Raw genomic sequence first — 23,807 nt, forward strand, 5'->3', positions numbered from 1 at the left:
GCTTAAATAGCACTTATTCATTAAACGACTTAATCATCTTAGAGTTTATCATAAGTTTGCGCGAAAATTTCCTTTTCTATCACATAAATATCTCTGTTGTCATCTTTTTTAACCGCCAGATAATCGCCGATCTTGCCATACATATATTTTTCTCTATCCCATGCGGTAAACACTTTAACAGCCTTTTTTAGAGGTCTCGCATAAATGTAACTTTCGCCTTTTGAAATGCACTTTTTGGCGTACTGGCGCAGATGTATGGTGCTGCTGTCTTTTTTATTTCTTATACTAGGAAAGTATTCAAGTTCTAAGTCATATTGCTCTTCTAAAACTGTATAATTCTTTTCAAACTTTTCTTTTGTAGTAGGATATACCTCTCCTTTTATGCCAATCATGGCATAAATATCTTGATTGGCCAGCAAATCAAGATCTCCCTCAAGCGTTCTTATAACAATGGGTGTATTATCAGGTAATATATCTGTTAAGGGTACAAAACCAACTGGCAGAGCTCTTTTTTTATAAAGCTGCATGTCATCTATTTCGCCATAGTCTTCTATACTATAAATAACATCAAATGACCTATAATACCTTGTAAGTCTTCTTAAAAAATATTCATCCGCATTAAGGTACGCATGCCTTTTGTCAAATTCTTTTTGACTAATAAATCCTCCTGCTTTTTCTATATGCCCCCCTCCAGAGCCTATACCTTCTGCGAGGTAAGCTGCAAGTTCATTGGCCATAATCTCTTTAACACAACTTCTAACAGAAAATTTAATTCCTCTATTAATTTGATTATAAACCACACATACATAAACGCTATCTACTTGAAGTGCCAAATCGCTTATAAAACCTAGTATATTAGGATCACACTCCTGCGCTTTTACAAGTACAAATTTATTCACTACATTATAAGAATGTCTTATAAGTGCCATCCCTGCAATTTCAAGTTCTCTTAGAGTAAGCACAGAACTTTTTAGCTTTCTCATGACACTATTATCTATTATAAGACTCTCTTGCATATCCTTATCAAGTGGATGATTGATTTCTGAGAACCCCCCGCTATCTGTAAAAAGTCCATAGTATAGTGCTGTAGCAATATCAATATGTTCATTAATATTAAAACTTTCTTTACTTATAAGATCCCACACTAATGTACAAGTACTTGCCAAAAAACTTCTTATTTCAGATCTTGCTATCTCATCTACCTCGGGCAGATGATGATCTATAATAGCTATATCTCTTGCATTAAGTTTTGTAACATTTCCTGCTCCATATTGACAATCTACGGTTATAAGCAACCCTTCAATATCTATTTTTTCTACATATTGTATAGGGATATCAAATTCCTCAATGAGCATTAGAATATTGGGTTTAGTGATCTTAAGTTTTCCGCTGTAAATAAGGCTAACCTCTTTATTTTCATTTTCAAAAAATTTATACAAAGCATATCCTGCGCCTATGCTGTCTGGGTCTGGATTATCATGGCATTGAATCACTATCCTCGAATAATTGTTTAAATCCGAAAGCTTCATAATATGCCCCCTATACTTTTTTCGTTCCTCTCATTATTTTAGCATAACTCATTGCTGTTTAAAACGCCAATACATCATTATAGCAAAATATTCTAACAAGGAGAATTCATTTTATTATTTGCATATACTATATGCATTGATTATAATAAGAAAGATATTGCTCATTGAAATGTTAACTCTATATCCGGAGGTTTTACCTATGTCCTATGATACCCATAAAACTACACTCACCTTACAGCATATTTTGGCTGCCAAAGAAAAAATTAAAAATACATGTGTTGAAACTAAGCTCATTTATAGCTATGAACTTAGCAAAGAATTTGATAATAAAGTTTATTTAAAACCTGAAAACCTACAAATAACAGGTTCTTTTAAAATACGCGGTGCACTTAACAAAATTATGAGCCTGACAAATGCTGAAAAAAGCAACGGACTTATTGCTTCGTCTGCAGGTAATCATGCACAGGGTGTTGCATACTCCGGCCACTCTCTCGGGATAGATGTAACGATTGTCATGCCAAAAACAACACCCCTTATTAAAGTAAAAGCAACTAAAAACTGGGGAGCAAATGTCGTTCTGGCTGGTGATGTATATGATGAGGCCTATGAAGAAGCTAGAAAACTGGAGCAAGAAAAGGGTTATACCTTCATTCACCCCTTCAATGATATAGATATTATGGCAGGTCAGGGTACAATAGCTCTTGAAATACTAGAAGAACTCCCTGATACCGATATTATTTTAGTACCTATTGGGGGGGGCGGTCTTATCAGTGGTATAGCTATTGCGGCTAAGGCGATTAATCCCCACATTAAAGTCATCGGTGTCGAATCAACAGGTGCACAGGCTATGAAGTTATCTATGGACTCTGGCAAGCTTGTACATCTTCCTTATGTGGATACCATTGCAGATGGTGCTGCTGTTAAAAAACCTGGGCATTTAGCATTTGATATTATTAAAGATTATGTGGATGAAATTATTACTTTAGATGACCACGACCTAATAGAAGCTATCTTTTTATTAGTTGAAAAACATAAACTTGTTGCTGAAGCAACAGGCGCACTTTCTGTAGCTGCTTTAAAGAAACTGGATGTGACTGATCAAAAGGTGGTTTCGGTTATTAGTGGGGGGAATATTGACGTCCTTACTATGTCTTCACTACTTAATCATGGTCTTTACTCTAGAGGAAGACTCTTTTGTTTTTCAGTTAAACTTAAAGACACACCAGGCCAGCTTGTTAAAATAGCTCAAATACTTGCCCAGTTAGGTGCCAATGTCGTAAAACTTGATCATAATCAGTTTAAGGCACTTGATCGTCTCACTTACGTTGCACTTGAAGTAACCGTTGAAACCAACGGTCATCATCATATTAAAGAAATTACAAGCACTTTGGAGAGCGAAGGCTACCATATTGAAGTTATTTACTAAAGCAAAGAGGGCAAACGCTTAAATAGTCTGCCCTCTTTGCTATTATCCTCGTATTACTTCAACTTTATAGCCATCTGGATCTGTTACAAAATAATACCTTGGTTTTTCTCCCGGAAGTCCCTTTAGATCGGTTACTGCATAACCAAGCTCAATATGTCTTTGTCGAGAGCCTTCAAGATCTGGCGTTGACACAGCTAAATGACTGAAACCATTACCTATTTCGTAAGGCTTTTCTGGATTATAATTATAAGTAAGTTCCACTTCATAGAATCCAGCTTCATCTGTTAAAAAAACTAAAGTAAATTGATGTTCTACAAAGTCCTTTCTCTTAACTTCTATTAAGCCCAGTGCATCTTTGTAAAAGGCTAAGGATTTATCTAAGTCCATAACTCTTAAACAGGTATGAAGCATTTTATATTTCATGATCTAGTCCCCCTTTTAAATTTCCACAACTATCTTTTCATAACTCTATTATCTCACTTATCTTATCATATCACACTCTATTTGCCTACTCTTATAACTGCTGCTAATTACTTTAAGTTTATTTCAAGTCCTACTGGACAATGGTCAGACCCTAGTGTCTCAGAATAAATAGTGGCATCTGCTAAATAATCTTTAAGTCTCTTAGATACCACAAAATAATCGATTCTCCATCCTGCGTTATTTTGTCTTGCTCTAAATCTATAGGACCACCAACTATAAGATCCTTCCTTATCAGGATAGAAATAACGATAAGTATCTATAAATCCGGCATCTAGAAGCTTGCTAAATTGTTCTCTTTCTTGTGGGCTATACCCCGCATTTCCTTCATTTGCCTTAGGGTTTTTTAAGTCAATAGGTTGATGTGCAACATTGAGATCTCCACATAAAATAACCGGTTTATTCTCATCTAACTTCATTAGGTATTTCCTAAAATCCTGTTCCCATTCCATACGATAATCAATACGTGCAAGCTCACTTTGAGCATTAGGTGTGTACACTGTAACCATATAAAAGCTGTCAAACTCTAAAGTAATAACCCTTCCTTCTGTATCATGCTGTGGTATGCCTATGCCATAGTCTACACTCAGTGCTTCTTTTTTCGAAAAAATGGCTGTTCCTGAATAACCTTTTTTTTGTGCATAATTAAAATACTGATGATATCCCGGAAGGTCCAGCTCTATTTGCCCCTCTTGCAGCTTAATCTCCTGAAGACAAAAAATATCTGCGTCTATTGTTTTAAAAAAATCTAAAAAACCTTTAGTCACACAAGCTCTTAAACCATTTACATTCCATGATATAAGTTGCATTATTTTCCTCCTTATTATATCATACTTATTTACTACTGCAAAATGAGCTCCATCGGTAAATAGACAATGCCGTTTGTTTCTTGAAGATCCCCTTCTCCTTGAACTTTAAAACCTAAACTTTTATAAACTTCTACTGAACTTGGATACGCATTAACTGTTATTTTCTTGACTTGTCCGCTATCACTCAAAAGAATCTTATCCAGCGCCTGTGTAAATAAGAGCTTGCCTACGCCTTGCCCATGATAAGTTTTGTTTACAAAAAACAGTGCAATATGGTCTTTATCTTTAATGGAAATAGTTCCTATAATTTTACCTTGGTATTTAGCTAGAAGTGTAAATGCCTCTCCATTCTCCTCCCTGTCTTTTAAGGATAACGGTGCTATAAATTCTTTAAATAATGTAATACCTTCTTCTAAGAAATCTCCAGCAACAAACTCATCAAAAACCTCTAAAATCACATTGCTTAGTTCTTCAGTTTCTTCTTCTTTAAGTAGTTCAATATTTACACCTTGCATAGCTTCTCTCCTCCTAAATAGTTATCTTACATACATCTATACATTTTCCCCCTGTAATATCTATAAGCTCATCTGGTGTCATTTTTACAATGGCATTAACACCTCCAGCTGCCGGATAAATAGTATCAAAATGAACAATGCTTTTATCTATATATATTTCTACTTCTTTTGGCAGTCCAAAAGGACATACACCACCAACAGGGTGACCTGTCTTTTCAAGCGTTTCTTCATAAGACATCATTTTAGCTTTAGTACTAAATGTCGTTTTGAACTTTTTATTATCTATTTTAGCTATTCCTGAAGCAACAATGAGAATACTTTTGTCTTTAACATTAAAAGCTATTGATTTCGCAATCCTTTCTTCATCAACCCCTAATGCTTTAGCTGCCAATGTAACTGTTGCACTGCTTTCTTCTAAAAAAATAATCTCCTTATTAAAATTATTTTGGTGAAAAAATTTTTTAACTTCTGCTACTCCCACGTTCTCTATTCCTTTCTATATTATGCTCTTTTCATAACTATAAAATTGATCTTCTCTAAAAGTATCTGTTTCTTCTAATATAATCATCCCTTCGTCCTTTTATATCTTAACCTTACATAGGATAGAAAGTTTTTAATTTAATTATATAATAAATTCTTGTAATATACAAAACCGTTGTAGAGTTATTTTTTATTAGTGGGATGTATCATTACTTTTATTGGTTGGATTCGAAACTAATCTCTTTATAGCATCTCTCTTTAAACATCTTATACTGTTCAATGATCTCAGGATTATCCTCTAAAAACTTATTGAATAGGTCTAAGCTTTTTACTGTGTTAAGGCTCATATCATGTTCCATCATTTCTGTATCTTTAAGCAGCGTCTCTTCTATCCCAAGTTTTCTTAAAAACGCTTCAATAATCTCATGTCTTTTTAAAAGAAACTGACCAATCTTCTGTCCTTCATCAGTTAGTTGTATAATCGCATATTTTTGGTACTCTATAAGTCCTAAGTGCTTAAGTTTTTGAACAATTTTAGTCGTTGATGAAGGCCTTACATTTAATTTTAATGCTAATTGATTAATACGAATATAACCCTCCTTTATACAAATACGATAAATCATTTCCAAGTAATCTTCCATACTTGAAGTTAATAACTTCTGCTCTGAATTTAACATTTGATAGCCTCTAACGGTATGAAATTCTTTTACTTCCTTCAAATTATTCACCCTCTTTTATCACCATTTTTTTGCAAAACATGCTACAAACTTAAACATTAATGCATATAGTAATTATTAGCTTTAACAAATAAAGTTTCCTATGACTAACTTATGATGTAAAAACATAAAAAATTATAAAAAGGAGGTAATTTGATGAATCCAAACTTAATCCCTCTACACGATCTTCCTATAGGCTGTAGGGCTAAAGTAAAAAAACTAACTTGCAGTGGCGTTTCTCGTAGGAGAATACTGGACCTTGGACTTATTTTTGATACAACCATAGAATCCTTAAGCAAAAGTCCTTTTGGTGATCCTATTGCTTATGCAATCAGAGGTACTGTTATTGCTCTGCGCTTAGAGGAAACATATAAAATTTTCGTTGAATCAATAGAGTGAGTATAGTAAAGGAGGATTTATAAATGGGGTTGACTAATCAATCTACAGGTGCTGGTGCTTTAAAAGAAATGTTTGAAGTACAAATTGAATCACCTGACGATCTTATCATTGCACTCGCTGGCAATCCAAATACTGGTAAAAGCACAGTCTTTAACAGCCTCACGGGTCTTAATCAACACACAGGAAACTGGCCTGGCAAAACTGTTGCCAATGCTCAAGGGAAATATACATATAAAGATGAAAAATATATATTAGTAGATTTACCAGGCACCTATTCTTTACTTGCAAGTTCTGTTGAAGAACAGGTTGCAAGAGACTTTATTCTTTTTGGTAATCCTCATGCAACGGTAGTCGTTGTTGACGCAACTTGCTTAGAAAGAAACCTAAACCTTGTGCTTCAAATACTAGAAATTACAGATAAAGTAGTTGTATGTGTTAATCTTCTGGACGAAGCCAACCGTAAAAAAATTAATATTGACCTCAAAAAGCTATCTGAACTTTTAGGAGTACCCGTAGTAGGAACTACTGCAAGAAATGGTAAGGGCCTCAATGAGCTAAAAGAATCTATCCAACAAGTCGTACGAGGGGAACTTAAAACCACCCCAATTAAAATCAAGTACGATATGCTTCTTGAAAAGGTAATCCAAGAAGTTAAACCCCACATACACCAGCTTATAGATCATAAAATAAATAATGAATGGACTTCTCTTCGTTTGATTGACGGGGATGATATGTTATTAGAATCTATGAATAATTACCTTCATTTTGATTTAGCAGGAGATAAGCTGTTAAATCAAAAAATAGATCAAGTGCATATGTATCTTAAAGAGGAAAATACAGATATAAATGATTTGAGAGACCATATTGTTTCCAACATTATTAAAACATCTGAAACTATTTGTGATCAGGTTGTTTTTTTTGAAGATAAAGAATATAACCAAACGGATCGTAAAATTGATAATATTCTTACTTCCAACCTCTTTGGCATACCCATTATGATAGGACTCTTAGGCATTATTTTCTGGCTGACAATAGAAGGGGCCAACGTCCCATCAGCTCTGCTTGCCGATGGATTATTCTGGATCGAAGATCAGCTGAGTGCCCTTTTTATGTGGCTTAATACACCGGCTTGGCTACATGGTGCTCTTATACTCGGTATATACCGAACACTTGCTTGGGTTGTGTCTGTAATGCTGCCTCCGATGGCTATTTTCTTTCCTTTATTTACTTTGCTTGAAGATCTAGGCTACTTGCCACGGGTTGCATTTAACTTAGATCACTTTTTTAAAAAAGCCTGCGCTCATGGCAAGCAAGCTCTAACCATGTGTATGGGCTTTGGCTGTAATGCTGCTGGAATTATTTCATGCCGTATTATTGATTCTCCACGCGAAAGACTTATTGCTATTATTACGAATAATTTTGTACCATGTAATGGACGCTTTCCAACTTTAATCGCTCTCTCTACTATCTTTATCGCTGGAACTACCGGTGCTTTTAGTTCTCTAATAGCAGCCTTATCTGTATTGGGTGCCATTATATTAGGCGTAGTACTCACACTCTTTATATCTAAGCTATTATCCAAAACTATATTAAAGGGGCTGCCATCTTCATTTACTTTGGAACTACCTCCTTATAGAAAACCCCAGGTAGGAAGAATTATTATTCACTCTATTTTTGACCGTACTTTGTTTGTACTGGGACGCGCTGCCATGGTAGCTGCCCCTGCTGGTCTTGTGATTTGGCTTATGGCTAATATTATGATAGGTGATATAAGTATTCTGACCCATTGTGCCTTATTTTTAGATCCTTTCAGCAGGTTATTAGGTATGGATGGTTATATTATGATGGCCTTCATACTAGGCCTTCCAGCTAATGAAATCGTTATTCCTATTTTAATAATGGGTTATATGTCTAAAGGCTCTATGTTAGAACTTGGTAGCTTGGAGCAGACGAGACAATTATTTGTTCAAAACGGTTGGAGTTCACTAACAGCCATTTGCACCATGTTGTTTGCATTAAACCACTGGCCTTGTGCTACTACACTCTGGACAATTCGCAAAGAAACGCAAAGTTTAAAATGGGCTTTAATTTCTTTTTTAGTCCCAACACTCACAGGAATAGTAATATGCTTTATTGTTGCTCAGGGTGCGATACTGCTTAACCTAGTATAATTATTAAGAGAAGGCTTCTTTATGCATTGATGCCTAACATCACTTTTTATTAACTTCTTTCCCCCCAGATACAAGAAAGTGTGCAAAAAATGCACACGCTTATGAAACAAGAAAGTTGGGTCCCTTGCAAGCAAGACGTACTTTCCTATCTCATAAAGATAGTACATAAAGCTAACGCATAAAGCCTTATGTACTATCTTTATATATTTACTATTCATAGTAATAAATATTTTGTCCTTCACATCTGCTAAAAATATTTTTTTTATTGATAATTACTTGTGACTCATAAGCACATACAATCCCCCTTTTGTATGCTTTGCAATATAAAAATTGATTATCACATAATATAAGAGGATATGCTATACGCTTAAAACTTTTAGGAATAGGTATAAAGTCTATTTTGCTTCCAAAAAGTGTAATCATTTTATTTTCTTCTCGATATCTTTTTTTCACATCAACACCTGTTACTATATCTTCTTTTACCCATGGAATCAAATCAGCAAACCTATAGATTGCCCCACCGTTATAAGCACTGCAATCTTTAAAAGAAGTTCCTAATACTTCTAAATTACTATTTGTATAGATAGCTCCTCCACTGCTTTTTTCTGATCTGCATCCTGCGAAATAGCTTGTTTTTATACGTGCCTGGCAATCCCAAAGCGTGAGACATGATCTATTTGCAGTATTTGTAAAAGTACTGTTTTCTATAAAAAGTTCTCCATTTATATGGCACCATATACCTGTTGCATCATTGCCGTCAAAGTGACTGTTTTCAATATGTACAGTTGTATCCATAATCACAAACATGACCCCACGCAGCTCCTTGTTGCTCTTAAAATTAGAATTTCGTATTTCCAGATAGCCCTCCTCTATTTGAATAGATGCACTTATTTCTACTTGTGCTTCGTTAAAAATGAGTTTTGCTCCTTTTAACACCTTGATATTTCCTGATACTTTATAAGACTTTGTAATAATAAGTTCTTCACCTTTTTGGAGAATACACTCCTCCTGCAAAATACAGTTTTCATCACTGGCATAGCACTCTAAAGAATCTTCCTCTAGATCGTACTGATTGCCCTTATACTCTTTGCTAATTTCTTCTAAATAGTATTTATTCTGATAATCTAAACGCCTTCTATGGGCTTGCTTTATATAATTAAATTCTGATTGTGTTATATCTAGAAATTTTATGGCCGGATCAATAGCAATTAAAAGTTCCTGGTCAGTTTCACTTGTTCCATCCAGCATACTATAGAGGTCCATAAGAAAACAATATTTTTTATCCTGTGTATCTAGAACACTTACTACTTTATCCTTAATTGCTTGGTATTGTCTTGCAACTTCTAGAACCTTATCTAATTCTTCATCATAAAGCTCCATATCTTTTACAAGTTTTTTTAAATACTCTTCTTGTCTTTTTGTGGGCTCTCCCTTTTCAAATACAACCATAGCAATCCCTAAAACATAGGTATATTTTCTTTCAACTGTTTCGTATGCAAATGGATGTTTCATTTAAATTCCCCTTTTTTATTTCGCTATAAAGTATATCGTCATTTACTTGTATTCTATGAATATTAAGGCAATATAAAATTAATCTATTTGACTGACTTATATTTTAATAACAAAAAGGATTAAGTTGAAATAACCAATAGACTGCCTCTATTTCATCTTACTCCTTTTTATGCTTTTATTATTCAAAGTAATTTTCTATTAACTTATCTCCAATATAAAGTCCTTCTACAATACTTCTGCCATTTTTAACTTTTACAACAACTAAACCTTGTTCATTATTTTCCCTAAATAGCTCTTCTGCTTTTTGAGCAACTGCTTCATTAATAAAATACTTTGTAAAATATGTTTGATAATACTCTTCTCCATATTTTTGTGCTACAATATAATCCACTTCTTTAGGTTTCTCTTTATACGTGCGATCTAAATATGCGTAACCTTCATTGTCTTTTGCAATAGTAATGTAGCACCGTCCTGTATAATCACCAAGTTGATTTGTTATCGTATCTGTATCAATTATATATGCAAGATATCTTCCTCTTAAAGGATCTATAGGATCATATCCTTCTATTTTAAATTGATAAGTATTTCCTATAAGCGCTACAATTTCATAAGATAAGCTAATATATAAAATAATTAAGAACTGCACAAAGAAAGTAATGATTAATAATTGAAACCGCCTATTATTTTTAAACATTTCTTAGCTCCTTTTTACGTTTTTTCATAAGATAAAAGTTAGCTAATAAAAAAACTGCCCCGCAAGTAATAAAAACAATACCTTTAACTAAAAAAGAAAATTCACTATCAAAAAACCTTGCAATTGTAATAGCTGCTAAAAGTAATAGTCCCATATTCATGCGACCTTGACTACTATAATTTATACCCTCTTTTAAAGTAATAAACGCAAGTGTTACAAAAAATATATTTAATAAAATGGCAAGGACCGAAGATGTATGTGGATTTAATAATCCTAGCACTCTAAAAGTAATAATCATAATTACTGCTATCAAATAAATATAGATACGTTTTGTGAAATTTCTTTTTAGTTTTATAAGCCCTATCACTATTCCGATAGTTATTACTAAAAAGAAGGCTATAATGATCATGTACTCCCCTGCTACGTTACTTGTATCTATATAGTACCAAAACTCTTTAAAGGTAAAAATAAATAACATAATATAAAGTCCTATATTTCCTATAACAGCAAAAGGTCTCGTTCCCAATGAAACATCTTCTTCATAGAGCCCTGCATCTATACCTAGAATAAGTATAAAATAAACGATATAAAGTTCCCGAAGCAGCACCCCATCGTGTACAAGTGAAGTGATAAATAAAAAGCCAGCTAATGCTATAAATGCACTGGACCAACTCGTTTCAATATTTACTCTGTCTTTTTTGTACCATTTGATAACATAAGGTATGCTTGCACCTATAATGCTTATGCCTAAACCTAGTTTGATCCATAGTTCAATTAAGTCAGTCATAAACATGCATATACTGCCTAGTATTAAATATGCAGCTAATGTTAAGGTCGAGTCATATAAGTAAATAAGCGGTAGCGTCAACAGTGTTATAATAAAAAACAGCATCCACTCTTCGGCTATTATATGGTATATCTGTCCGCTCATTACTACTGCCGTTACAATTCCTATAGTTGTAAAAACAGCTATAGCTTCTTTAATCCATCCAGAGATATGCTTTTTGAGAACAATCATTCCCATGAGGCTTCCTATTAAAAAAGGCAAAAATGAAAGTGTTACTTTTGCACCTCTGGGGAAAAGATCCCAGTTTTTAGCAAGGATAAGTATAATCCCTAGTCCTATAAGAATAAATCCTAATATACCAAGTACACCACCTAACTTATTTGATTCTTGGATAACTCTTTCATTATAGTAGCCTTCTATTTTTGTTACTGTATCAGTATCTACAAGACCTATCTCCCGCCATGTTTTCATCTCACGAGTTAACCATCTGTCATATTTACTTTTCACACGCTACCTCCACGGATACTTTTTCATTAATAGATTATCTATTGATACACTATTTGTCCTATCACTATACTTTGTTATTTTACTTTTTTTATACACCTTCCCTTTATATAATCTAATCCTAACTAAGCTTCTAAACCCAAAGAAAGTTCCTGCCTGCATTCAATTGTAAATATTTTCTTCCTATTCAGCTTTAGCTGCTAACTGATTTAATGCCTCCCCGCTTACGCGGTATACAGTCCATTCATCCATAGGCACGGCACCTAAGTGCTTATAAAAGTTGATTGATGGTTCATTCCAGTTTAAACACCACCATTCAAGTCTTCCACAATTTCTTTCTAGTGCCAGCTGTGCTAAGTATTGTAACATGAATTTCCCGAGTCCCTTCCCCCTCATACCCGGCTCGATGTAAAGATCCTCTAAATAGATTCCCGCTTTTCCTAAGAAAGTGGAAAAGTTATAGAAAAACAGCATGAAACCTATAGGCTTACCTTCATATTCACCTATAATAACTTCGGCAGTCTTTTGCTTAAATAACCATTCATTTAAAACCTCTTCTGTAGCTACCACTTGATCTAATAGGTTCTCATATTTTGCAAGTTCTTTAATAAAATACATGATTAAAGAACTATCTTCCTCCCCGGCAAATCTCATCTTAAACTTATTATCTAACATATCTCTCATTCCTCTCCTTTTAAATAATTATCGTGCCTGGCCTTTAGTTATTTAGCTTTGGTATTTCAATTTTATTGTGTATAAATACGTTATTTAAATGGTCAACAGAAAATAACAGTGCTTTTTTAGTAAGTGCTTCACATAAATGAGGGGGATCTGTTTTTTGAAACCCTCCTGGCCTTAAATCGGAGCATCGTATGCTCCTAAAATGTTCTTCAAAACTTTCAGCAAAATCATAGCACGTCTTTACTATTACTGACTGCTCTAGCCCTATATGTGTTCCATAAATACCTATAAACATTAAACACCCCTCAACAAGCCCACATTGCGCTCCGTATTTTCCTGCGCCATGCATTCCTTGAGCTGCGTCAATCACTTGTGAAGATAGTTGAATATTATAAATAGCACTTAATGTTTTTAGTGAGGTCGTAGCACAATTATAATCTTCCTCCCAATAAAATTTATATACTTGCTCATCTATAAAGACACTTAGATCCATATTCCTTTTCTCCTTTTCTATCTCAGCGCATATTTCGCTGCCTCTGTTGCATGAATAAAAGCCGTATCATAAAGTGGTAGGCTACTATCTTCTTGCTTAATCAGTATCCCAATCTCCGTACATCCTAAAATTACTGCTTCAACGCCTTTCGCTTTAAGAGCATCTATTATTTTTATAAATCTTTCTTTTGAAGATGTTTTAAGTTTTCCTAAACACAATTCGTCAAAGATCACTTTATTCACGAAGTGTCTCTCAGCCTCATTAGGTATAACTACTTCTAACCCTAAATCTTTAAGTTTACCTTTATAAAAGTGTTCTTCCATCGTGTACTTCGTACCTAGTAAACCCACCTTAGTCTTTTTATCATCTATCAGTGTTTTGGCTGTAAGATCTGCTATATGTAGAAATGGAATGCTTATTCTGCTGCAAATCTCTTTTGTATTCTTATGCATAGTATTGGTACATAAAATAATAAAATCAGCCCCAGCCTTTTCTAATGATTTAGCAGCGCTGCTTAGTATCTCTCCAGCTTTATCCCACTCACCTTTTAACTGACATCCTTCAATCTCCTGAAAATCTACACTGTATAAAATACATTTTGCACTATGTAGTCCCCCTAAAGCCTCTTTTATATATGTATTGATAATCTTATAATAACTCATTGTTGACTCCCAACTCATTCCACCAATAAGGCCTATTGTCTTCATCTATTTTCCTCCTTTTTAATAACTGAATAACTGTGTCACCATACTATTCCATTAATTTTCTACATTATAGCATATGTCCTATAATATTTCTCAATATTCACTTAATATTCTACCTCGATAGCTTTTTTGTCACTTAATAAAATTATATAATATAGAAAAAACACTTAGAAAAATAATTCCAAGTGTTTTTTCTGTGTTATATAGGACATATTTTCTAAAACCATTACCATACTGTGTTTAAGAAACTTATTAGTCTTTCGTGTTTTGGCTTATTAAATATCTCATCGGATGTTCCCATTTCTGCAATTTTTCCTTCAAATAAAAAAACAACTTTATCAGACACTTCTTTTGCAAAACCCATCTCATGAGTAACAATAATCATGGTCATTCCCTCCTTAGCAAGGTTTTGAATAACTTGAAGTACTTCTCCAACAAGCTCTGGATCGAGCGCTGATGTAGGTTCGTCAAATAGCATAACAGCCGGCTCCATTGCAAGAGCTCTTGCGATGGCAACTCTTTGCTGCTGACCTCCGGATAACATAGCTGGATACTCATAAGCTTTTTCCTCTAAACCAACTTTTTTTAGTAGTTTTAATGCTTTTGTCTCCGCTGTCTCCTTATCTATCTTTTTAATAACAAGCGGTCCTGACATCACATTTTTAATAACAGTCATATGCGGAAATAAATTAAACCTTTGAAAGACCATTCCTACTTTTTGACGCAGCTGATTCTTATCTGAACTAGATCCCGTTATAGGATGTCCATCAATAATAATATCTCCGCTATCTTTTTTTTCTAAACAATTAATACATCTAAGCAGTGTACTTTTTCCTGAACCGCTCCCCCCAATAATGCTTACAACTTCTCTTTCATTAATTGTGAGATCAATTCCTTTTAAAACTTCTAGTTCACCAAAATTTTTATGTAAATTTTTTATTTCTATCATACTAACTCCTCTCATTTACTTTTAACTTCATCTCCAGTTTTGCAAGAAGTTTAGTTAAAGACAAGATAATAATTAAGTAGTAGCAAGCGGCCAGAAAGAAAATAGGAAATACTTGATAGGTTGCTGCAACATATTGTCTGGCTAATAACATTGTTTCGGTAATAGTTATAACACTTGCTAAGGATGAATCTTTAACAGCTATAATAAACTGATTGCCTAAGGCTGGCACAGAACGTTTAAAAGCCTGTGGCAAAATGACATGCTTAAAAGATTGTGTTTTTGTCATTCCCAGTGCCCTTGCAGCCTCATCCTGACCATAATCAATAGACAAAATAGCGCCTCTAAAAATTTCACTAATATACGCGCCACTGTGAAAAGCGAGCCCAATAATCGCTGATGTAAATCTTCCAATTTCAAACCCTATTTGAGGCAAACCATAAAAGATAAAAAATAATTGTAGCAATAATGGTGTGCCCCTAACAAGCGTAACATAAAAATCTGCAATCCTACTTAGCACCTTACTTTTTGAAAGCTTCAATAGCGTTATAAATAGTCCAAATAGTGTTCCTAGTATAATAGAAAATATTGACAACTGCAAAGTTGTTAAAACACCTGGTAAAAATTTGGGCATAAACTTAATAACTGTCTGTACAAATTCTATAATCCCTTCCACTTAGCACCTCCCTGTTGTACGTAAGAAAATACTAAGAAGATTGCGATATATCCTCCTTAGTATTTTCAGTTCTTAGTTATATTAAAATTGATTATCCATAGATTACTTTTCTAAAATATTAACGCCAAACCACTTATCACTAATCTGACTATACGTTCCATTCTCAATAATTTTATCTAAGCTTTCATTCAGTGCATTTAGTAACTCTTCATCATCTTTTCTAACAGCTATACCAATATTCTCTGCATAAAGCATAGGGCCGACTGGCTTAATATCAACACCATATTTCTCTGGAGCTTGTAGCCCTACAAATTTTGCTGTTACAAGTCCATCTGATCTGCCTTGTTCTACTGTCATAAAATTATCTACATCACTTTCGAATTGTAGGATTTGTGTGATATTTTCCATTTGAAGCAATGCATCGTGAAAAGTTGTTCCCGTAACTACTCCTACTTTACCATTTTCTAATTCTTCAATACTTGTTAATTCTGATGAAGAAACTGTAAAAAACTGAGCACCATCATAATAGTACGGCTGTGTAAAGCTTACTCGTTCAAGTCTTTCTTCTGTAATAGCCATACTTCCTATAATCGTATCAAATCTTGAACTTTCAAGTCCTCCTATAATACCATCCCAAGCTGTGGTAATAGGCACCGCCTTAACCCCCATTTGTTCAGCTAAAGCATTGGCAATATCAATATCAAAACCATCTAATTCACCCTCCTCGTTAATAAAGTTAAAAGGTGGATAGGCTCCTGTCATTGCAAATGACATTTCTTTTGACTTTTGGATTTTTTCATATGTACTTTGATCCTTATTACATCCCATAAGCAATACAACAACTGATGTTAACATAAATAAAATAATTTTTTTCATTTTTGAATCTCCTTTTTAATTTTTATTTGGTCCTCGTAACTGAATAAAATAGCCTAAGTTACTTGCACGAATATATCCCTCCCTTACATTATTTACCAATTTAAAAAATAAAAAAGACACTCTAACTCTATGATTAATAGAGTTAGAGTGTCTAAACTTCGCACAAAGCTCGTTTTACGCCACCAAAGATAGCATAGTCCATGACCATTTGATCCTAGACAGACCCCAGTTCTAATATATAACTTTCATTTTTCAAATAAATTTTCGTTTCGGTGAAAGCCTTACTAAATTCCACACTTAAAATACGTAATCCAGCTCGACAATCAACTACTCATCCATTCTACTTCACGATTATCTATATAATAATTATTATTTAAATTAATATATCATATTTTAATATTTCTGTCAAATTAAACAGTACATTTTTTCCCAAATACAATATGCTCAGAAATTAACTCTAAATCTATTTCTATAGCATTACTTTCTGCAATTTATTTTATACTGGCCCTCACTCCAGTCTTGTCTTAAGAGGCCATATTTGATTTCATCAACCCAACTGCCCTTTTTATACCTTGCAAGCTTAAAAACACCTTCCTGGCTCATTCCTAACTTTTTCATAATTGCTTCTGAGTGCTGATTATTGGCGTGGCAGCTTGCTACAACTTTATGTATATTCTTATTATTAAATAAAAAATCTATGAGTGCTTTTCCCATTTCTGTTGCATAACCTTTACCCCAGTATGCTTTTTGAATGAAATATCCTATTTCATATATCCCGCCCAAATTATTTTCTATCAACACTTCATAATCTATAATACCAATAGCCGTCTCTCTGCCTTTTAATGCAGCAATATATTGTGTTCCCTGATTCTCATCTTCTTGTATAACTAAAGCCTTTTCAAATGCATACCTGGCTTCTTCTTTTGAACTAAATGCCTCTAAATATGTATATTTCATAACTTCTTGATCTGAAAAAAGTTGACAATAAAAACCAAAATCTGTTCTACTAAGTTTTCTATAGCTTAATCGGTTACTAGCAAACATATTTTCCTCCTTTAAAAATGACCTTACTCTTTAGGTATCTTTATAATTAGTTAATAAATTTAATGGTAGGCAGTATCCTATTAACTTCTTCTAATATACTTTTAGTAATCCTTATATTGGAGTGAGGTCTTCTTGATATATCAATACGATATTTTTCTCCTTGACTATTATAAACCCAAAGTATAATGGTATCTTCAGTACCAAATCGAAAGCCTCTTATTAAGTCATTTTCAAAATGATACATTCCGGTTTGGGCTGATACAGGAATCAGTTGACACTTGAGAATAAGAAGCATATAGAGCATATCTATTTTCTTCTTTTGGTGAATACCTATCAAATTCTCTTGTGTGATGTTAAGCACAATTTTATCAAACTCATACAGTGAACAGATAACCTTTTTATCATAATTCTGGGTCAGATAACTATAAAACTGTTGTGCCTTTTTGGCGCCAATCATATCATTTATAAAATCTTGCACAAGTAAATGACCCTCTTGTGCTATACTTATTTGAAAGTTTTCTGATTGAAATACATATGTATTATTTTTTTCTTCAGTTAACCGCATATCTGTCCAGGGTACGTCCAAACTTATTCCTAGCGCATCTATTCCTCTCCCCAAACCTTTTTTTCTTTCTAGTTCCAACTTAAGCGGTATCTGAGGTGCCCACGGATATTCCGTTGCTGAAGTTTGTAATTTAATAACTTCAATCCTTATCCAATCTAAAAACAACTTACTGCTTCCTATTACGCCTATTATCAGCGTTAAAATAATACTTAAACAAATAATCCATGATTTTTTCATATTTTACCTTTCTGATCAATCATTTTTACCCCTTTGCTTGTGATACTGCCACAAATGGAAAGTTGAAAGTGCTTTTCTTTCAGCCTTATAATCTATTATTTGTCATAAGTTGTTTTTGCATAGATTTTTATCTAAATTTACATTTCTATAATATCTATTTAAATTTGTCTTATTTTATGCTAAGAACACAAAAAAGATGGTACTAAACGTTGCTATAAACAGAGGCTCACTTTCCATAGTATACTACCTGCCTTCTCTTATAGTCCCTCTCCTTTTTATACCTGCTCTCTATAAATGCAGTAAATCATCTAAAATTTTGCATGAAGTTTCGATGTATTTTCCACATAAATCATGGGGATTTCCCTCGTAACCTTCTAAGAGTTCTCCACACACTGTAGACTTATGCACTTCACGAAAGTGCTCATGAAAGGTCTTAACCAGTTCAAACGTTTTAAGTCTAGCTTCTGCATCCTCGGCTCTTGTTCTGCCATGTATCAGACTTATCACCATATACGCTCCTGTTACAACACCACATTCTCTTTTCATTCCCCCCATACCGCCCCCAAATGCTTGTGATACCTTGAGTGCTGTTTCATAGTCCATACCTAATTCTTTTGCATAGGTTGCAAATACAGCCTGAGAGCATGAAAAACCCTCCTTAAAGCAATCTAATGCCTCTTGTACTTTGCTCATCTTGATAACCTCCCGAGTAATATTTATCTTATTATATTATACATTTTTTTAATAAACTATTTACGGTATTATAAAAAAGTGCTTAGACTTCTTCAATTATTTATTATATGAGTAAGATGCTAAAATTTCAATCTTTTAAGATAATGCATTAAAGAGACTACCTGATGATAAAACTCCCATTCTGCCTCAGATAGTCTCTTGATTATATAGTTTTTTTATTCTTCAACTTTAGTAATACTAAGTGCTAATTCTTCTAATTGTTTATCTTCAACAGGTCCTGGTGCTTCTGTCATCAGACAGCTTGCATCCTTTACCTTAGGGAAAGCTATAACGTCTCTGATACTATCTGATTGGCACATCAACATGATGATACGATCTAGCCCAAATGCAAGGCCCCCATGAGGCGGTACCCCATATTTAAAGGCATTGAGTAAATAACCAAATTGACTATATGCTGCTTCCTCACTAAAACCAAGGAGCTCAAACATTTTTTCTTGCACTTCTTTTTGATAAATACGAATACTTCCACCACCAAGTTCGCAGCCATTTAAGCAAAGATCATAGGCTTTAGCACGTACTTTTCCTGGATCAGTCTCCATAAGTGGAATGTCTTCATCTTTTGGCATTGTGAATGGATGGTGCATAGCTACATATCTGTTTGCTTCCTCATCAAACTCAAGAAGCGGAAAATCAGTTACCCATACAAATTTAAACTCGTCTTTTGATATAAGTTCTAAACGTCTTGCGGCCTCTAATCTAAGTGCTCCAAGTGCTGCATAAACTACTGACGGTTTATCAGCTACGACTAAGATTAAATCGTCCGTCTCAGCCCCCATACGCTCTTTAATCTGAGTCAAGGTTTCTTCGCCTAAGAATTTTGCAAATGAAGATTTTTCTTCGCCATCCGCTTTAATCTGATGCCATGCTACACCCTTTGCTCCAAAGTCTTTACCATAAGCTACTAAACTGTCAATTTGCTTACGACCGATATCGCCCATGCCTTTTGCATTAATTGCACGAACGGCACCGCCTTCTTTTAAAGCATTTTCAAATACTGCAAAACCACATCCCTCTACTAGGTCTGAAAGCTCTTTAAGTTCTAATCCAAAACGAATATCTGGCTTATCTGAGCCATATCTATTCATTGCTTCTTGATAAGTAAGCCTAGTGATTGGCAGCGTAATATCCATATCCATTGCTTCTTTAAACACCTTTTGTATAAGTCTTTCATTAATACCTATTACATCCTCAACATCTACAAAAGACATTTCCATATCGATCTGTGTAAACTCAGGCTGTCTATCTGCTCTAAGATCTTCATCACGGAAGCACTTAGCAATCTGAAAGTATCTATCGTATCCTGAAACCATAAGGAGCTGTTTAAAAATCTGTGGTGATTGAGGAAGACCATAAAAACTTCCTGGGTGTACTCTTGAAGGAACGATATAATCTCTTGCACCTTCTGGCGAACTCTTGATGAGTATGGGTGTTTCTATCTCTAAAAAGCCTTCTGTTTCTAGGAACCTGCGTACCGATTGTGCGACTTTACTACGCAAAATAAGATTATTTTGCATATCAGGCCTTCTAAGATCAAGGTAGCGGTATTTCAGTCTAAGTTCTTCTCTTACATCACTATTTTCTACTATTTCAAAAGGCGTTGTTTCTGCCTCTGAAAGAATACGAAGCTCTTTGACATCAATCTCAATATCTCCAGTTTTCATAGACTTATTAGCATCTTCTCCACGGGATACAACTACTCCCCGTGCAGCAATAACATATTCTGATCTGAGCTTTTCAGCTTTCTCAAATATCTCTTTCTCAGTATTTTCGCTGAAAGATAATTGTAAAAGTCCTGTGATATCACGTAGTGTAATAAAAAGCAGCTGCCCTAAATTTCTTCTTCTTTGTACCCATCCTGTTACAATAACTTCCTCTCCAACGTTTGCCGAAGATAGTGCCGTACAATGATGTGTTCTTTTAAGTCCTTGCATTGACTCTGACATGTGTTAACCTCCATCTTAGGCGGAGTACTTATATCCACCTACTACATTTATTTATCTTTAATATTATCTTACACCTAATAATTAACATGATACGGCTATTCATTATATCTTTAATTACAAGGATCTGTTTGTAATTTATAGTGTCTCACTTAACATTTTTTTCACACTATCTGCCAATTGATCAAAAGATACTGTTATAGCTTCTCCTGTTGCCATATTTTTAACTTGAACTGATTTCTCTTCCAATTCACTTTCACCAATAATGGCCGAGAACTTTGCACTAATCTTATTAGCATATTTCATCTGTGCTTTAATGCTTCTTTGAAGATGGTCACTTTCTGCACTTATGCCTGCTTGTCTTAAATGATTTACCATCTTAAAAGCTTCTACCATAGCCGTTTCACCTCTATACCCAATAAATATATCACGGTAAGTCGGACTAACTGCATCTTTATTTTCTGCCTCACGTACAAGAAGCAGTCTTTCCATTCCTGCTCCAAAACCTACTGCTGGGGTCGGTTTGCCGCCTATTTCTTCAACTAATTTATCGTATCTTCCTCCGCCACATACAGTGCCTTGAGCACCTATATCATTTGAAATAAATTCAAATACAGTTTTAGTATAATAATCAAGACCTCTTACAATACTTGAATCAACACTATACGCTATATTCATAGCAGTAAGAAGCTCTTGAACCTTCTCAAAATGAGCTTTACAACTTTCGCCTAATGTATCCAAAATAGTAGGAGCACCTTGTAGCTCTTGTTGACATTTTTCATTTTTACAATCCAGCACACGCAGTGGGTTTTTATCCATTCTTTCTTTACATAATTCACAAAGATGTTCTTCTTTTGAACGTAGAAAAGTTTTCAGTGTTTCATTATATCTTTTTCTGCATTCTGGACCACCTAATGAGTTGATATGAAGCTCTACATTTTTAATCCCCAGTCTTTTAAGAAGCGTCTGCCCTATTGCAATAACCTCTGCATCTGCTGTTGGACTCTCACTGCCAAACATCTCAATCCCAAACTGATGAAATTGTCGTTGACGCCCTGCCTGTGGTTTTTCGTATCTAAATGTAGGTGAGATGTAATATAGCTTAATAGGCTGGGTTTCTGCATGCATAGCATGCTCAAGATAAGCCCGTACTACTGGGGCTGTACTCTCTGGTTTTAAAGTAATGTCATTATCACCTTTATCTATAAAAGAGTACATTTCTTTATTAACAATATCTGTAGTCTCACCAACTCCTCTTTTAAAAAGTTTTGTAAATTCAAATATTGGTGTTCTAATTTGATTAAATCCAAAATCATCACATAGGTTTCTAATGATATCTTCGATATCGAGCCATTTCCTCATCTCATCTCCAAAGATGTCTTTAGTTCCTTTAAGCGCACGAATTTCTTCCATAGCTATCCCTTTCTCTTAACTTAATATTTATACTTTTCCTGACTATAACTTTCACATTTTAAATGTTTAACTTATTCACGTTGTTATTTAATTATGAAAACATTCTAAGAAACAACTTTAGTCAGATGAATAACCTAAGTTTTAAAACTGTTTCTCTCTACAAGAAAGTGTGCAAAAAACGCACACACTTGTGAAACTGGAAAGTTTGGTCCCTTGCAAGCAAGATGCACTTTCCTATTTCACAATAAAAAACGCCCCTGACATCACTGTCAGGGACGATATTACCGTGTTGCCACCCTGTTTCAAAGACATCTTAATGTCTTTGCACTTATAAGCCTTTAACGCCAGCCATGCGTCGCTTTCTACTATACTTTCAAAAGCGCTCTCCGAGATGTCTTCTAATCTTGTGTGAGCTCTCAGCTAATACTCACTCTCTGGCTTTAAGATTATACTCTTTCTCATCTACAATTTTTCCTATTTTGCTAGTTTATATGTTGTTTCTCTATATTGTATCAAAGTTTATTATTTAGTCAAGCCCTAAAATAACAATTCATCAATAGCCGCTACAAGTCCATCAATAGACGGTTTACTGATTTGCCTATCTGCCTTTACTTGTTCTCCTTTATGAAAAAGATCTGCTGTTATAAGTGATGAGAAAATGACTACTGGCAATTCACTTAAGAGTGGATCTTCTTTTATCCTTCTGGTAACAGTATGTCCATCTAATATAGGCATTTCTATATCTGTTATAAGGAGATCTATTTCTTTATTGAAATTTTGTCCATGTTTTTCTTTAATTTCAAAAATAGACTTTAGTACATCTTGTCCATTGTCAAATAACGTAAGTTGTGTGTATCCACCTGCTACTAAGACTTCTTTAAGCAGGTTTCTAATTGTTTTAGAATCTTCTGCTATATAGATTTTCTTGGTCATTCTTTCAGATTTAAGTGCTATTTTATCCTTGCTCTTAAGATATACATTGTCGGACTCTGATAAATCTGTTATTATTTTTTCAAAATCTAATAAAAGAAGTATTCCATTATCTGTTAAGATGTTTCCAACTGAAAGTGTTGATTTTAACAACCTGTCCGGTTTTGTAATGTCTGACCACTTAATTCTTTGGATGCCGACAATACTATCTACTACAAACATCACTTCTTGATTATTAAATTCACATACTAAGGCCATTTTAGTATTTGTTAGGTCTGTTGGCTTATTATCTAATATATAGCTTAGGTCCACAACAGTCATAACTTTATCTCGCACACTTGCAAGTCCTAATATACTTTTATTAGTGACTGCTCCTGGTCTTATTTCGCCTAATTGTATAATCTCTCTTGACTTTAATACATTGATACAATAAGCATTTCCGTTGACGATAAATACAATTATTTCTAATTCTCCTGTTCCTGCTTCTAATAAAACTGAGTTTTTCATCTTATCACTTCCTTATTTTT

At 34.2% G+C, this 23,807-nt stretch carries 24 protein-coding genes and 1 other annotated feature; of the genes, 3 read left to right on the top strand and 21 right to left on the bottom strand.

Annotation, left to right across the window (positions count from 1 at the left end):
* Nucleotides 1-38: 38 nt before the first annotated feature.
* A complete protein-coding gene (locus BN3326_RS19095) occupies nucleotides 39-1,529 on the bottom strand; it encodes a DHH family phosphoesterase (protein WP_070000851.1) in 1,491 nt (496 codons plus the stop codon).
* Nucleotides 1,530-1,728: 199 nt separating this feature from the next.
* Here BN3326_RS19095 and ilvA point away from each other — a divergent pair, with 199 nt between their 5' ends.
* Nucleotides 1,729-2,955 carry a threonine ammonia-lyase gene (ilvA, locus tag BN3326_RS19100; protein WP_070000852.1) on the top strand — a complete coding sequence of 409 codons (1,227 nt, stop codon included), beginning with the start codon at nucleotides 1,729-1,731 and terminating at the stop codon, nucleotides 2,953-2,955.
* A gap of 42 nt (nucleotides 2,956-2,997) precedes the next feature.
* On the opposite strand, the gene gloA is transcribed toward ilvA, so the two are convergent.
* The 5 genes from gloA to BN3326_RS19125 form a co-directional block, all read right to left on the bottom strand.
* Nucleotides 2,998-3,378, bottom strand: coding sequence for a lactoylglutathione lyase (gene gloA / locus BN3326_RS19105; protein WP_070000853.1), 381 nt, complete (start codon nucleotides 3,376-3,378; stop codon nucleotides 2,998-3,000).
* 107 nt (nucleotides 3,379-3,485) lie between these two features.
* On the bottom strand, nucleotides 3,486-4,244 hold the full coding sequence (locus BN3326_RS19110) for an exodeoxyribonuclease III (RefSeq protein WP_070000854.1): 759 nt from the start codon (nucleotides 4,242-4,244) through the stop codon (nucleotides 3,486-3,488).
* Nucleotides 4,245-4,276: 32 nt separating this feature from the next.
* Nucleotides 4,277-4,759: a GNAT family N-acetyltransferase gene (locus tag BN3326_RS19115; protein ID WP_070000855.1), complete on the bottom strand. Its 483-nt coding sequence runs from the start codon at nucleotides 4,757-4,759 to the stop codon at nucleotides 4,277-4,279.
* A 13-nt stretch (nucleotides 4,760-4,772) separates the two neighbouring features.
* A complete protein-coding gene (locus BN3326_RS19120) occupies nucleotides 4,773-5,240 on the bottom strand; it encodes a YbaK/EbsC family protein (protein ID WP_070000856.1) in 468 nt (155 codons plus the stop codon).
* A gap of 214 nt (nucleotides 5,241-5,454) precedes the next feature.
* Nucleotides 5,455-5,958 (bottom strand): metal-dependent transcriptional regulator, encoded by a 504-nt coding sequence (locus BN3326_RS19125; protein WP_242876035.1) that lies wholly within the window; start codon nucleotides 5,956-5,958, stop codon nucleotides 5,455-5,457.
* A 153-nt stretch (nucleotides 5,959-6,111) separates the two neighbouring features.
* Here BN3326_RS19125 and BN3326_RS19130 point away from each other — a divergent pair, with 153 nt between their 5' ends.
* A complete protein-coding gene (locus BN3326_RS19130; protein ID WP_070000857.1) occupies nucleotides 6,112-6,354 on the top strand; it encodes a FeoA family protein in 243 nt (80 codons plus the stop codon).
* A gap of 23 nt (nucleotides 6,355-6,377) precedes the next feature.
* The gene (gene feoB / locus BN3326_RS19135; RefSeq protein WP_070000858.1) at nucleotides 6,378-8,525 is read left to right on the top strand and encodes a ferrous iron transport protein B; all 2,148 of its coding nucleotides are present in this window, start codon (nucleotides 6,378-6,380) and stop codon (nucleotides 8,523-8,525) included.
* Nucleotides 8,526-8,735: 210 nt separating this feature from the next.
* Here the strand turns inward: feoB and BN3326_RS19140 are convergent, their stop codons facing one another.
* From BN3326_RS19140 to BN3326_RS19210, 15 genes are all read right to left on the bottom strand, one after another.
* Complete coding sequence (locus BN3326_RS19140) at nucleotides 8,736-10,037, bottom strand: right-handed parallel beta-helix repeat-containing protein (protein WP_070000859.1); 1,302 nt, start codon at nucleotides 10,035-10,037, stop codon at nucleotides 8,736-8,738.
* A gap of 178 nt (nucleotides 10,038-10,215) precedes the next feature.
* Entirely contained in the window at nucleotides 10,216-10,731 is a 516-nt protein-coding gene (locus BN3326_RS19145) for a GDYXXLXY domain-containing protein (RefSeq protein ID WP_070000860.1), read from the bottom strand.
* On the bottom strand, nucleotides 10,724-12,025 hold the full coding sequence (locus tag BN3326_RS19150) for a DUF2157 domain-containing protein (RefSeq protein WP_070000861.1): 1,302 nt from the start codon (nucleotides 12,023-12,025) through the stop codon (nucleotides 10,724-10,726). Before BN3326_RS19150 ends, BN3326_RS19145 begins: the two co-directional genes overlap by 8 nt.
* A gap of 180 nt (nucleotides 12,026-12,205) precedes the next feature.
* Nucleotides 12,206-12,697 (bottom strand): GNAT family N-acetyltransferase, encoded by a 492-nt coding sequence (locus tag BN3326_RS19155; protein ID WP_330389791.1) that lies wholly within the window; start codon nucleotides 12,695-12,697, stop codon nucleotides 12,206-12,208.
* Nucleotides 12,698-12,740: 43 nt separating this feature from the next.
* Entirely contained in the window at nucleotides 12,741-13,196 is a 456-nt protein-coding gene (locus tag BN3326_RS19160; protein ID WP_070000863.1) for a C-GCAxxG-C-C family protein, read from the bottom strand.
* A 17-nt stretch (nucleotides 13,197-13,213) separates the two neighbouring features.
* A complete protein-coding gene (locus BN3326_RS19165) occupies nucleotides 13,214-13,903 on the bottom strand; it encodes an aspartate/glutamate racemase family protein (protein ID WP_070000864.1) in 690 nt (229 codons plus the stop codon).
* A gap of 223 nt (nucleotides 13,904-14,126) precedes the next feature.
* Nucleotides 14,127-14,849 (bottom strand): amino acid ABC transporter ATP-binding protein, encoded by a 723-nt coding sequence (locus BN3326_RS19170; RefSeq protein ID WP_070000865.1) that lies wholly within the window; start codon nucleotides 14,847-14,849, stop codon nucleotides 14,127-14,129.
* 1 nt (nucleotide 14,850) lies between these two features.
* Nucleotides 14,851-15,522, bottom strand: a complete 672-nt coding sequence (locus tag BN3326_RS19175; RefSeq protein WP_242876036.1) for an amino acid ABC transporter permease — start codon at nucleotides 15,520-15,522, stop codon at nucleotides 14,851-14,853.
* 102 nt (nucleotides 15,523-15,624) lie between these two features.
* Entirely contained in the window at nucleotides 15,625-16,398 is a 774-nt protein-coding gene (locus BN3326_RS19180; protein WP_070000866.1) for an ABC transporter substrate-binding protein, read from the bottom strand.
* A 477-nt stretch (nucleotides 16,399-16,875) separates the two neighbouring features.
* Nucleotides 16,876-17,442 (bottom strand): GNAT family N-acetyltransferase, encoded by a 567-nt coding sequence (locus BN3326_RS19185; protein ID WP_070000867.1) that lies wholly within the window; start codon nucleotides 17,440-17,442, stop codon nucleotides 16,876-16,878.
* Nucleotides 17,443-17,488: 46 nt separating this feature from the next.
* Nucleotides 17,489-18,244, bottom strand: coding sequence for a hypothetical protein (locus BN3326_RS19190; protein WP_070000868.1), 756 nt, complete (start codon nucleotides 18,242-18,244; stop codon nucleotides 17,489-17,491).
* A gap of 288 nt (nucleotides 18,245-18,532) precedes the next feature.
* Nucleotides 18,533-18,937: a C-GCAxxG-C-C family protein gene (locus tag BN3326_RS19195; protein ID WP_070000869.1), complete on the bottom strand. Its 405-nt coding sequence runs from the start codon at nucleotides 18,935-18,937 to the stop codon at nucleotides 18,533-18,535.
* 215 nt (nucleotides 18,938-19,152) lie between these two features.
* Nucleotides 19,153-20,940, bottom strand: coding sequence for an aspartate--tRNA ligase (aspS, locus tag BN3326_RS19200; protein WP_070000870.1), 1,788 nt, complete (start codon nucleotides 20,938-20,940; stop codon nucleotides 19,153-19,155).
* A gap of 135 nt (nucleotides 20,941-21,075) precedes the next feature.
* On the bottom strand, nucleotides 21,076-22,350 hold the full coding sequence (hisS, locus tag BN3326_RS19205; RefSeq protein WP_070000871.1) for a histidine--tRNA ligase: 1,275 nt from the start codon (nucleotides 22,348-22,350) through the stop codon (nucleotides 21,076-21,078).
* 268 nt (nucleotides 22,351-22,618) lie between these two features.
* Nucleotides 22,619-22,824: a binding site (T-box leader), on the bottom strand.
* Between the two features lie 63 nt (nucleotides 22,825-22,887).
* On the bottom strand, nucleotides 22,888-23,787 hold the full coding sequence (locus tag BN3326_RS19210) for a chemotaxis protein (RefSeq protein ID WP_070000872.1): 900 nt from the start codon (nucleotides 23,785-23,787) through the stop codon (nucleotides 22,888-22,890).
* Nucleotides 23,788-23,807: the final 20 nt, after the last annotated feature.

Origin of the sequence: Cellulosilyticum sp. I15G10I2, assembly GCF_900095725.1 — a bacterium.
GTDB lineage: Bacteria > Bacillota > Clostridia > Lachnospirales > Cellulosilyticaceae > FMMP01.